Source organism: Acaryochloris sp. IP29b_bin.137 (assembly GCF_028285745.1).
In the GTDB taxonomy this organism is placed as follows: domain Bacteria; phylum Cyanobacteriota; class Cyanobacteriia; order Thermosynechococcales; family Thermosynechococcaceae; genus Acaryochloris.
In genome coordinates this window covers 1-11567 of the sequence record NZ_JANQOP010000178.1, presented here as the reverse complement: position 1 = coordinate 11567, position 11567 = coordinate 1, and the positions used below count along the sequence as shown (strand labels likewise).

Below are 11567 nucleotides of genomic sequence, written 5' to 3'. Positions count from 1 at the left end.
GATTCTGGACTTCTTGAAGCTGACATCACTCATCAGAAAAATAGACACTGAGAATAGTCTATTTTTTATCTGACTAAAGTGATAAAAGAGGGATAGGCTCAATTCGTTATGCAAGATACGGAAAAATAGAATGAATTTTGCGTTACTGGATATGTCCAATTTGGGATGAATTCTTAACCACACAACTCTAAAAATATTTCTTATATTGAAGAGAAGTTTCCGGCTGGCATAGCAAGGGGTCATTGTGTCTTTATACGCTGAGTTGCATCGACATTTAGGCGGATCGGTGGTGCCACGGATTTTGTGGCGATATTTCAAGCGCAACCGCCCCGATTTGGCAAAACCCTTTACGGACTATCCTCAGTTTGAAGAATTCTACTGTCGCCCTCGGGAATCCCTAGCCGAGTACCTAGAACTGCATACCCTGGTAGAAAGCGTTCAAACTCGTGAAACCCTGCCTTACTTTATCTATCGCCTGATTCGTGGCGCTTACGTGTTCGAGAATCTGGCCTATATGGAGATGCGGTATACCCCTTATCTGCGCACCTCAGACCAGCTCAGCCAAACAGAACGGATTGATCAAACGGCGGAGATTGTCGAAATTGTTGGTCAGGCGAGTCAGGTCAAAGAATATCCCATCGTCACCAGCCAAATCCTCTGTATGCATGCGCGCTTGCCCTATGAGGTCAACCGAGCCATTGTTGAGATTGCCGCCCAAATGCCGGAGTATGTCTGCGGGATTGACCTAGCTGGTGGAGATGATTTGTATTGCGATCGCATTGATGAATTTGTCGATCTCTATGCCTATGCCCGCTCTCTAAACCTTAAAACCACCTGCCATCTCTATGAAACCGAAGGCGGTGCCCATCCAGAACTCTTGCCTTATTTGATGCGGATTGGTCACGGTATCCAAATCCCCTTGCAGCATCCAGAACTTCTACCTGCCGTTGCTCAACGCCGGCAATGCTTGGAGATTTGCCCCACCACTTATCTAAAAACCGGAACCTTACAAAGTATTCAGCAACTGCAAGTGGTGTTTGATCGTTGTTTTGATGCTGGAGTCGATGTGGCCATTTGCACTGACAACGCGGGTCTCCACAATGTTCGTCTACCCTTTGAGTACGAAACCCTCCTCACCCAAGATGTGATTAGCTTCGATCAACTGAGAGCTTGTCAGGAGAATGCCTTCCGCCATGCCTTTGCTTGGCCCCTAAATCAAGGTCCAGCTGCTATTCTGAATGATGTTCTAAACTGGGCTCCTGCTGCATTAAAGCCAAATCGAGCAACAGTTGCTACTTAAGTGCAAACCTTAGAGAAGATAGTCGAGCGGCATTGGCAGCCAGTCTAGAACATTGAGACGCCATCCAAACAGTGAATGCCTGCCATCCGCCGTCGATTGATTCTTGCTTTAGTTAGCGTTATCTTAACGCTTCTTTTACATGCCCCGGGCTGGGCTCAAGCCCCCAGTCCCATCGCCAACCCTTCAACCCAGCAGCCGCTGATTATTCCTAACCTGTCGAACCCTCTGGTTTCGGATTGGATTTGGTTAGATGGTCGCCGTCTCTTCAAAATCGCGGCTACTAAAGGTAATCTAGCTGAGCGCATTCAAGCCGTCCAGGACAGTCTAGAGACCAGCAAACGCAAGTATCTCCGCTCCAATACAGCCGACCCCCTGGTAGACATTCGGATCAGTAATAATCTACCCGTCATTTATGTTGATGATCAGCATTTGATGACGATTACGACCCTGGATGCGGAGCTGCGGGGACTTGACGTCACCACCTTAGATGACCAAATCAAATCTATTTTAGAGGCAGCGCTGCGCCGCGCTAGGATCGAGAGACAGCCCCAGGTCTTGCGGCAGCAGGGTATCATTGCCGCCGCTGTGATTAGCTTTTCCATTTTGCTGAACCGCCTTGTTCACCGTTTGCAGCGCCGATTAAGGCGACCTGCCAAGGCCATCGCTGCCCCTAAAACGGATGGTAAAACGCAGCTTCCCCCCGTTCAGCTCTGGGTTGGCTTTATTGGGATACTGCGCCAAGTCCTTAGTATTCTTCAGATCTCAATAGGGTTACTCTGTCTCTTGATCTGCTTGAATCTTTTTCCCTACACTCGCCCCATCAATATTTGGTTGCTGAAGAGCCTTCCTGTGCCTCTCACCTTAACGGGGGTTGGATTGGGCATCTACCTGCTGATTCGCTTGAGTTGGGCCTTAGTCAATCGCTTTGCTCTAGCCTTAACCGTTACCCCCTTCCTTACGCCGATGGCGTCGCAGCGAATGCTGCTGAGAATCTCCACTATTGCCAATGTCATTAAAGGCTTTGCTGTCCCGGTTTGGATTAGCATTGGCGTGATTGTCGCCCTAGTCCTGCTAAAAGTAGACGTCGGTCCCTTACTAGCAGGTGTGGGTTTAGTGGGGGTGGCGCTTTCCCTTGCCTCCCAGAGCATTATCAAAGATGCGCTCAATGGCTTCCTAGTGATTGTGGAAGATCAGTATGGGGTGGGTGATGTGATCACCGTCGATCAGTATACCGGCATCGTTGAAACTTTAAACTTGCGCATGACCCAAATTCGCAATGCCGAAGGACAACTGATCACCATCCCTAATAGTGAAATTCGCATTGTGGCGAACCTCTCCAGCGAGTGGTCACGGGTCGATCTCAACATCCCCATTCCCTACGATGCGGACGTTGATCCGATGTTGGATTTGATTCAGTCCACCGCCCAGGCGATGGCCGTTGAGCCTGAATGGGAGAAGCATATTCTCGAATCGCCGCAACTCATGGGCGTAGATGATTTTGACCATCGGGGTCCTGTGGTCAAAGTCTGGATTAAGACCCAACCCCTGCAACAGTGGGCTGTGTCTAGAGAGCTACGTCGTCGGTTGAAATTAGCCTTTGATGAAGCAGGTATTGCAATGCCCGTGCCTCAGCATCAACTTTGGCTGAACCGTTAAAGTCATCGCAGATTGTCGCTTGAATTTAAAAAAGTTTGCGTAGCGTATTGTTGTTTAAATCGAAAAGTTTGCGTGGGCGAGCAGGAATAGAATGACTATATTTTTGGTAGCAATGGTGTGTCGCCGATGCCCGGAGTGCCCATCCTATGCTAGCTGGATGTAGTCCTATGCAATTAGAATATTGTTCACGATGATCATAAGAAGTAAGTCTAACAGAGGAATAAAAATTTCGTATGAGTTGAAATCGATTTAACATCAAAAAAATGATCTATTTTGATGAGAAGATAGAAATAGTTGACCTTCAATAAAGTCAAGAATAAGCGATATGCCCCTTTCGAATCAGGTTCATATCGCAAATCTTGGGCTTTGTCTGGGTACTAATAGATAAAGAAGATCACCCCACTAAGACCATGCCAGTTTATCAATCCCATTATGAAGAGTTGCTGGCAACGTATAGTAATCATCATCATGCTGTTGAGTTATTGAGGCAGCATCGCCCTTACTTTGAGAAAATTCCTAGTATTCGTCGGTCCCGCGATAGTGTGATTACGATTCCCTTGCCTGTGGTTCAGGTAAGATGCCGAATCCCTCAGTCTGAGATGAAATCTTCGGACAGTCCCTATGAACTCATTTCACTTCCTTGTGATCTGGCACTATTGATGTGTGATCCAGAATGGAAAATAAAAACAGGAGTAGAAATCTTAGTCTTTATTCATCGTCCCCAAGAGGATTTTTCTCATTTAGTAAGCCGTTGGCGGCAAACGCAAGTTGCCTTAAGTCGAGGCTATACCTGGGAAATGCCGCAGCATTTTCAACATATTTTTAATGAGGGTGCTGAAAAAATGTATCCCTTATTTGTACTGTTTGAAGAAACCTCGGAACGGATTAAACGGGGGCTTAAAGGGGCATTTCTACCTTATGTTATTCAGAATGTAGATATCGCCGCAGAAGAACGCAGTGAGGCCGCAGTCGGGGCTGCGAGTCCAGAGCCTACAACGGATGTCGAGTAAGGCTGTCCGTAATTTGTTGTTGTAGTTCTTCCAGGGTGACGGCAGGATCTAAACAACTAAAGCCTTGGCAAACTAAACCCACTGCGTTGGGTGGCACATCGGATGACTGGCGGTACACGGCGGTGGGCAAATAAGTTGTTGCTAAGTCTGTCGCCGCTGTCCGAATAGACGTGTGGTGAAAATACCAGTCTAGGGCGACAAAGAGGCTGGGACAGGCCTGGGTGGAAGATTCCATCACTTGTCCAAAGGTTTGGAGGGCTTGTTCTGCTTGCGTGAGATAGTCGGTGCGATCGCACACCAAACTCAGGCGGATCAGATTTGCGATCGCAACCCCATTGGCAGCGGGCGTGGCATTATCCAACCAGCTCCTTTCTCGAATCAGCAATTCTCCTGACGTTTCACTGCCCGTATTAAAATAACCACCTCCATCCACGGCCCATAAATGCTCATCAAATTCCGCTTGCGTCTTTTGTGCCGCTTCCAACCAGCGATTGGCTTGATCCACCTCTAGGCTTTGGCAGGCTTGATTCAGATCCAGCAGTGCTTTGATTAGAAGCGCATAGTCCTCCGATTGGGCAATCACAGCGATTTCGCCATCGTAGTTGACGCGGTGTAATCGTCCCTCCGACCATTGCTGATCGAGAATAAAAGTGGCAGCTCTCGTGGCTAATGCTAGATAGTCCGGCTGTTGAAACACGGCTGCAGCACGGGCCAAGCCTGAAATCATCAAACTATTCCAGGCCACAATCATTTTGGTATCCGTCACTGGAGGAATACGACCTGACCAAGGGTGGGTTTTAGCCACCTGATTATTGATAGCGGGGGGAAACGTGGTCAGTGATTCAGGTTGTTCTCCATAGCGAACTTGAAAGAGCTTTTCTAGGGCTGCTTCTACCTGATCGCTAACAATTCCAGGTTGCTGGCGCTGGAGAACAATCAGACCGTCTTCAAAGTTGCCCTCCGCACTTAAATGAAAGATATCTGCCATGGCTGTGAATTCGTCTGGTGCCAGCAGATGGGTCAGATCCGCGTAGGTCCAGGTATAGAAACGGCCTTCTTCCGGTTCTGGATCGTCCGTGTTGACGAAATTATCGGCATCTTGAGCTGCATAGAAATAGCCTGCCTCTGCCGTCATTTCTCGTTTGAGCCAAGCCACCGTCCCCGCAATGGCCCGCTCGAAAGCAGGCTCTTCAACGCCTGTACTCCACAAGTTTGCTAGATATTCGACAATCTGGCCATTGTCATAGAGCATTTTTTCAAAATGGGGCACTGTCCAGGTGGGATCGACGGTGTAACGATGAAAGCCCCCAGCCACATGGTCATAGATTCCACCCAAGGCCAAATCCAGTCCTCGTTGGCGACAAGCTTGTTGGGCCTGCTCTTGCTCTGGAGTAGAAAAGCGCGATCCGTGAAGTGCGATCGCAGCATAGGGAATCATGGGAAAGCTCGGCCCTGGGGTTTTGTTGATCAGCACCGTTGTATTCTTGGCAATGCCCTTACTCAACAGTTCAGGCTGGAGATCACCAATGGGATTGAGAACGGTTGAGCTTTGCAGATGACCACTTAGCTTCTCTTTCTGGGTGTCTAATTTTTCTTTCTCAGTGTCATAAAAGCTGCGAATCGCTTCTAAAACTTGCAGAAATCCAGGACGTCCATATTTGGGTTCCTCCGGGAAATAGGTGCCGCCATAAAAAGGCACCAAGTCCCCTGGCGACAGAAACATATTGAGGGGCCATCCCCCCTGCCCAGTCATCGCCTGAACCGCCTGCATATAGATACTGTCAATATCGGGGCGCTCTTCCCGGTCCACCTTGATGGGGACATACTGCGCGTTCATATACTTGGCAATTTCAGGATTGGAGAAGGCTTCTCCTTCCATCACCGTGCACCAATGGCAACTGGAATACCCTACCGAGAGAAAAATGGGTTTATTCTCCTGGGCTGCACGTTCTAGGGCTTCTTCACACCAGGGCCACCAGTCAATAGGATTATCAGCATGCTTGCGCAGATAGAGGCTAGCAGAATGGGCAAGGCGATTTGGCATGAAGCCACCAGAGGAGAGTGCATTCACAGTCTATCGCTATCTTATTGGGGGAATTTTTCTTAATCCCAAAAATATTCTTAAAGTCAAATCTCGCCTTAAAACCCAAAGAAACCCATGATTTCCGACGTTCATTGGGGGGCAATGAGTATACTTGACCTAGATGTTTTGGCAACGGTTATGGTCGTTTCTTCCTTTCCCCAAGACAAGCAGGAAGCCCTTCTATCCAAGAAAGCGGCAGTTGCCGAACTCAAAAAGACTCATCAGCTCGATATCGCCTTTGCCCAACGCATGAGTGCCGATCAAGTCCGAGCATTGCTCTATGCCGTTAGAGAACAAGATGATTTGGCCGATGCCATTCGATCTTTGATCGAGCAGCGTAGCCATTTTGCCAAAAATAATCGCAGCTATGGTTTGGTTAAATATCGAATTGAAAATGAGCGAGATTACGCCTTAAATCAGCTCAACTATGTGGAACAACAGCTCGAGAAATATCAGCAATATTTCAAAGAACTCCTCAGAAATTTCCTCGATTTAGAACGGAGCGAACTCCTCAGATTGGTAAGAACGCTATTAGCCCAACTGGATTAGGAGGGGATATGGTGCGTACCCATGACAACATGTCCTATCGGGACTTGCAAACCTATAATCGGACCTTGCTCACTCAGCATCAACTCAATACAGAGCGCAAACAGCAGGGGCTCCTCAACCGAGGCTGGCAGCAAGTGATTGATTTATACACCTGGATTACCCAAAAAATCCAGACCACTTCAAGTCAGGTTGAAGCCAAAATCCTGTCTAACTTTGCCCGCATGCAACAGGCTGCAACGGCCATCAAATCAACGGTCAAGAAAGTGCGCAAACGCTCTCAGAATTGGCAGCACACCGAACTCGTCAACAATATTTATGAATTTGAAGCCAAGGACAGTAGCGATGACCCGGATGGAAACTTGCCTGCAACTCTTTAACCAAATGCAAGGGTCAAAGCTACGGGCCCATACGGCGGTGAATCGAGTTTATTCCCAATACCGCGAGCAGTACCAAGACTGGCGACAAACGCCGGAAGCGCGTCAACTGATTGAGCAACAACTTCAGAAACTGGGAGATATTTGTCCCATCTGTCAGCGAGGATTGGCGGTCGCCAATAGCACCATTGACCACCTGGAACCCAAGCGTAACCATATCAGTAAAACCCTGTGCCAAGACAATATGCTGGTGATGTGTTGGGGGTGCAATACAAAAAAAGGGACTCAACCTTTCATCCTATGGAGGCGACAACTACATCCGTTTCGCCAACAGTCTCTGGACTATGCCATTATGCAAATTCATGGAGAAGCTAGACTGACTGAATTACTCGAACCAAACGTTGAAGTAACGGGTTAAAGGTCATGCTACATCAGGAATAGAACGGGAAAACAATCATGAAAATTTGGGTTGATGCCGATGCCTGCCCGAATGCAATCAAAGAAATTCTGTATCGAGCTGCAAGGCGGGTCAAAATTCACCTCACTTTAGTCGCGAATCAATATATCAATCCCCCTGCATCCGATTATATTGATGCGGTTCAAGTTCCTGCGGGCTTTGATGGGGCCGACAACCATATTGTGGAACATCTCCAGGCTGGAGATTTAGTGATCACGGCTGACATTCCCCTAGCGGCGGCTGTGATTAAAAAATTGGGCCATGCTCTGAACCCCCGAGGTGAGCTGTATACGCAAAACAATATGCGAGAACAGCTCTCGATGCGTAACTTTATGGAAGAGATGCGGGAAGGTGGACTGGTTACTGGCGGACCACCGGCATTAAATCAACGGGATCGACAACTATTTGCCAATCAGCTCGATCGATTTTTAGCCAAACACCATCAGCCACCAGCCTGAGATTTAACCGCTACAATCACTACCCAAGACTGCTGATCTTGGGGAAGCCCCGGAGGTCGGTAGTAATGATCCACTACGGTGAATCCAGCTGCTTGCACCAAAGGGGCGAGGGTTTCATATTCCCAATAGGAGACAAACCGCTGCCCGGAAGGTCGATTGACAAAGCCTTCTTGATTACCTCGGGCCATGGATAGCGCGATCGCTCCTTCAACCACCAAGGACTGCCATACATTTTGAAGAACCGACTCCATCGAGGCCTGAGGCACATGCAATAGAGACGCATTGGCAAAAATCCCGTCAAAGGAGTCGTCTGGCAGATGCAGATCCAAGAAGGTTTGCTGCCACACCTCACAGCCGATTTGCTGGGCCATTTCCACAAAAGCGGGAGTGGCATCTAGACCCACCACCTCATGTCCTTGTGATTTGAATGCTAAGAGATCGCGGCCCGGTCCGCAGCCTAAGTCCAAGATGCGACCCGGGTTTCGGGGCATCCATTTTACTAATGCCTGTCGATTTTGGGAGACATCATGGTCCCAAGTCCCCTCTCTAAAGTGGTTGGCGGTGGCTTGATATTCAGCAATGGTGATATTTTCGTGGAATTCCACTGATCTTCCCTAGCAAGAAGGTGCAAATGGGTTAATTGATCAGCTCCGGCTGTTCTGGCTGGATCTTGTGGCTAAGCAAACTGAGATGATAGAGTTCAAGTTCAGAAAACCCAATCGGAGTTACTCCCACGTATCCCAGCATACCTGTCAGTTCAGCCGTGGTTAAATAATTTGAGTTCGGTCTAAGTCCAGTTTGTGAGATACACCTGATGGAGAATAAAGGTTTCAGCGCTGCGAGTCTTCTTCTCTTGGCGGTAGAAGCACGGTTTTTGACGGGAAATTAATCTGAGTTGTGGCTTAATGTTCTTTACTGCAACAACTATGTTTCCTCAAATAAGCGAAATCTCTTTAATGTACTGAGAAAGAAGGGATTAATCTTCATAGCAGCCTAAGCATTCATAGGAGTCGTCAGGTCAAACTCATGCTTTAGTGCTGGATTTAAAGCTTCATATATCTATAAGCAGCGGGGTTATCAGTTGAGATCACCTAAACGGTTATGAGTTGAGACCACCTAAACTAGCTAAAAGGTCATGGGCTTCCTCAGGAAGCATGAAAGACCCCATCCTTTGAAGCTCGTCAAGGTTGACTTGGGTGAGTTCTTCAATCGCTCCGTGAATCTCTAATTTTGGGGTTGTCCAAGCTTTTTTCATGCTGATTACGCTTATTCCATGGCGGAACTTTATTCTATCACCTCATACTTTAGCGAATTTCTTTCATAACGGGTACTCCCTTATATGGTCTTTTAAGAATTTAGGCAATTGAGACAGCTGATCTAGCCCTTGAGGTCGCTGAAGCTGATAAACCCCGACACAAGTAGTTAGTTGTGAGACGTGCCTAAAATGGTGACGGTTGCGGATAGGCAAAACAGACTTTAATCCAGAAAAACGCAGTAATTCAATGATGGCTCGTTGCTGGGAGATCGGTCTAATTGACCAGTTTGGACCATAATCCAAAATATACAGACGCTGTAAAGGAAAGGGCTCCAAGTTATTGCTTGAGGAGAAATAAAATATAGATTCTTCATCGGAGAGCGTATTTGCTCTAGCAAGCTCTAGCCGGTCGGCAACTGCAGCGGACAATTTCATCCTAGGCACACCAGCCTGAATCAAGGCTTGACCTGAGCAGATTTGAATCGCTGTGAGGTCATCGGTGACCCCTACGAATCCTTGAGTGATCATCGCCGCTAAAGCCGAAGATTTACCAGCACCTGAGTCTCCCAGAAAGGCAACAGCGGTTTCTCCGATGGCAACTGTACTGGCGTGGAGTATGAATGAGCCCCGTTGATGGAATAAAATCGCCAATACGACTCCCAATAAGGCTTGACAAATGTGTTCCTGCTGTGGGTTTTGGGTGGTGACAAGTATAATTTTGCACCCCCCTTGAACCATAAATACGCCTGTGTTCTTCAGATAAACCAAGGCACTCGATTGGCCCATTTGAATTGCAATGGGTTTTTGAGCAACCTCTGAGGGCACATAATCACTAATATTGCCATCACTTACCCGTTCAATGGTGACGTCTGGTTCCTGCGTTACAGATGATAGTTCTGCTAAGTTGATAATCTGAAAGGCCGACTGAAAAATCAGACCGTAGAGTCGATAGAAGTGCATATTTCAGTAATGGTGCTGAAAGCAGTCGGATGTGCTGATCTCAACGGATGTTTACGCTTCTATTCCGCAGGCTTGGAGATGCTCCAGAATATTCGAGTAACTTTGGCCTTTTTAAAGTTGGGGTTAAAGTTGGGGGGACGCTTGATGCCATTCCGTAGATTGCTCATAAGCATAGGCAGCTTGGAGTACCTGATCTTCCCGTAAAACGTTACCAATTATCTGTAACCCAATTGGTAAACCTTGGTCATCAAAACCACAGGGGAGACTGAGCCCAGGTAACCCTGCAAGATTAACTGGAATTGTCATCAAATCAGAGAGATACATGCTCAGTGGATTATCTGTTTTCTCACCTGCCTTGAATGCAGTCGTTGGCGTGGTGGGACAAACCAAAACATCCACGTTCTCAAACGCCTTTTCAAAGTCTTCCTTGATTAACGTGCGAACCTTTTGGGCTTTTAGGTAGTAAGCATCGTAATAGCCCGCAGACAAAGCATAGGTGCCGATCATAATTCGACGTTTAACCTCAGCTCCAAAGCCTTCTGCCCGCGTGTTGGTGTACATGGACATTAGATCATCAGGCTCTTCGGTACGGTAGCCATATTTAACGCCATCGTAACGGGCTAAGTTCGCAGAGGCTTCCGAAGGAGCAATCACATAGTAAGTGGGCAACCCATAGCGGAAGCGCGGACAAGAAATCTCTTGTACCTCAGCACCCAGTTCAGCTAATTGATCGATCGCCTTACGAACCGCTTTTTCTACAACCGAATCCAGTCCTTCTCCAAAGGTTTCGGTGATTACGCCCACCTTTTTCCCTTTGAGGTCAGGAATTAAAGACTGGGAATAATTCGGAATGTCGACCTTAAGACTAGTGGAGTCTTGGGGATCGTAACCTGCGATTTCTTGTAAGAGAATGGCTGCATCTTCGACGGTGCGACCAAAGGGACCAATTTGATCTAAGGAGGAGGCATAGGCCACTAGGCCAAAGCGAGACACCAATCCATAGGTGGGCTTGAGGCCGACTACGCCACAGAGGGCTGCAGGTTGCCGAATGGACCCCCCCGTATCCGACCCAATAGAGACCACACATTCATCAGCCGCCACTGCTGCAGCCGAGCCCCCCGAGGACCCACCCGGCACGCGGGACACATCCCAGGGATTGCCCGTGACTTGGTAGGCAGAGTTCTCCGTCGAGCTGCCCATGGCAAATTCATCTAGGTTGGTTTTACCCACCATGACTGCCCCCGCAGCCGCCAACTTTTGGGTTACTGTAGACTCGTAAGGGGGGATAAAGTTTTTAAGAATTTTTGACCCACAGGTTGTAGCAATTCCCTTGGTACACATATTATCTTTGATACCAATGGGAATCCCCGCTAGTAAACCAATCTCTTCCCCCGCAGCTAACTTAGCATCGACCTGTTTAGCTTGGGCGAGTGCTTGGTCAGCAGTAATGGCCAAAAAACTATGG

At 48.0% G+C, this 11567-nt stretch carries 11 protein-coding genes; 7 read left to right on the top strand and 4 right to left on the bottom strand.

Annotation, left to right across the window (positions count from 1 at the left end):
- The first annotated feature begins 244 nt into the window (after positions 1–244).
- The 3 genes from Q0991_RS13090 to Q0991_RS13080 all read left to right on the top strand — a co-directional run bounded on the left by Q0991_RS13090 (position 245) and on the right by Q0991_RS13080 (position 3966).
- On the top strand, positions 245–1300 hold the full coding sequence (locus tag Q0991_RS13090; protein ID WP_299489156.1) for an adenosine deaminase: 1056 nt from the start codon (positions 245–247) through the stop codon (positions 1298–1300).
- A gap of 75 nt (positions 1301–1375) precedes the next feature.
- Positions 1376–2956, top strand: coding sequence for a mechanosensitive ion channel family protein (locus tag Q0991_RS13085; protein WP_299489154.1), 1581 nt, complete (start codon positions 1376–1378; stop codon positions 2954–2956).
- Positions 2957–3366: 410 nt separating this feature from the next.
- Positions 3367–3966, top strand: a complete 600-nt coding sequence (locus tag Q0991_RS13080; protein WP_299489153.1) for a hypothetical protein — start codon at positions 3367–3369, stop codon at positions 3964–3966.
- Here Q0991_RS13080 and Q0991_RS13075 read toward each other — a convergent pair.
- On the bottom strand, positions 3947–6010 hold the full coding sequence (locus tag Q0991_RS13075) for a thioredoxin domain-containing protein (protein ID WP_299489152.1): 2064 nt from the start codon (positions 6008–6010) through the stop codon (positions 3947–3949). The genes Q0991_RS13080 and Q0991_RS13075 overlap by 20 nt on opposite strands.
- Positions 6011–6151: 141 nt before the next feature.
- Here Q0991_RS13075 and Q0991_RS13070 point away from each other — a divergent pair, with 141 nt between their 5' ends.
- Genes Q0991_RS13070 through Q0991_RS13055 form a run of 4 tightly spaced genes read left to right on the top strand, consistent with a single transcriptional unit; the run spans position 6152 to position 7887 of the window.
- A complete protein-coding gene (locus tag Q0991_RS13070; protein ID WP_299489150.1) occupies positions 6152–6598 on the top strand; it encodes a hypothetical protein in 447 nt (148 codons plus the stop codon).
- An 8-nt stretch (positions 6599–6606) separates the two neighbouring features.
- Positions 6607–6975 carry a hypothetical protein gene (locus tag Q0991_RS13065; protein ID WP_299489148.1) on the top strand — a complete coding sequence of 123 codons (369 nt, stop codon included), beginning with the start codon at positions 6607–6609 and terminating at the stop codon, positions 6973–6975.
- Positions 6941–7390: an HNH endonuclease gene (locus tag Q0991_RS13060; protein ID WP_299489147.1), complete on the top strand. Its 450-nt coding sequence runs from the start codon at positions 6941–6943 to the stop codon at positions 7388–7390. The genes Q0991_RS13065 and Q0991_RS13060 overlap by 35 nt, the downstream gene beginning before the upstream one ends.
- A gap of 38 nt (positions 7391–7428) precedes the next feature.
- On the top strand, positions 7429–7887 hold the full coding sequence (locus tag Q0991_RS13055) for a YaiI/YqxD family protein (RefSeq protein WP_299489146.1): 459 nt from the start codon (positions 7429–7431) through the stop codon (positions 7885–7887).
- Here Q0991_RS13055 and Q0991_RS13050 read toward each other — a convergent pair.
- The 3 genes from Q0991_RS13050 to gatA form a co-directional block, all read right to left on the bottom strand.
- Complete coding sequence (locus tag Q0991_RS13050) at positions 7872–8492, bottom strand: class I SAM-dependent methyltransferase (RefSeq protein ID WP_299489144.1); 621 nt, start codon at positions 8490–8492, stop codon at positions 7872–7874. The two genes, Q0991_RS13055 and Q0991_RS13050, sit on opposite strands and share 16 nt — an antisense overlap.
- 713 nt (positions 8493–9205) lie before the next feature.
- Positions 9206–10102, bottom strand: a complete 897-nt coding sequence (locus Q0991_RS13045; protein ID WP_299489143.1) for a hypothetical protein — start codon at positions 10100–10102, stop codon at positions 9206–9208.
- 123 nt (positions 10103–10225) lie between these two features.
- Positions 10226–11567, bottom strand: a 1342-nt coding sequence (gene gatA / locus Q0991_RS13040) for an Asp-tRNA(Asn)/Glu-tRNA(Gln) amidotransferase subunit GatA (RefSeq protein ID WP_299489142.1), incomplete at its 5' end; no start/stop codon positions are given.

What these genes read in the sequence shown, in the direction of transcription:
- Q0991_RS13085 (WP_299489154.1), top strand. Translation starts at nt 1,376, where the DNA reads ATGCCTGCCATCCGCCGTCGATTGATTCTTGCTTTAGTTAGCGTTATC.
- Q0991_RS13080 (WP_299489153.1), top strand. Translation starts at nt 3,367, where the DNA reads ATGCCAGTTTATCAATCCCATTATGAAGAGTTGCTGGCAACGTATAGT.
- Q0991_RS13075 (WP_299489152.1), bottom strand. Translation starts at nt 6,010, where the DNA reads ATGCCAAATCGCCTTGCCCATTCTGCTAGCCTCTATCTGCGCAAGCAT.
- Q0991_RS13070 (WP_299489150.1), top strand. Translation starts at nt 6,152, where the DNA reads ATGAGTATACTTGACCTAGATGTTTTGGCAACGGTTATGGTCGTTTCT.
- Q0991_RS13065 (WP_299489148.1), top strand. Translation starts at nt 6,607, where the DNA reads ATGGTGCGTACCCATGACAACATGTCCTATCGGGACTTGCAAACCTAT.
- Q0991_RS13060 (WP_299489147.1), top strand. Translation starts at nt 6,941, where the DNA reads ATGACCCGGATGGAAACTTGCCTGCAACTCTTTAACCAAATGCAAGGG.
- Q0991_RS13055 (WP_299489146.1), top strand. Translation starts at nt 7,429, where the DNA reads ATGAAAATTTGGGTTGATGCCGATGCCTGCCCGAATGCAATCAAAGAA.
- Q0991_RS13045 (WP_299489143.1), bottom strand. Translation starts at nt 10,102, where the DNA reads ATGCACTTCTATCGACTCTACGGTCTGATTTTTCAGTCGGCCTTTCAG.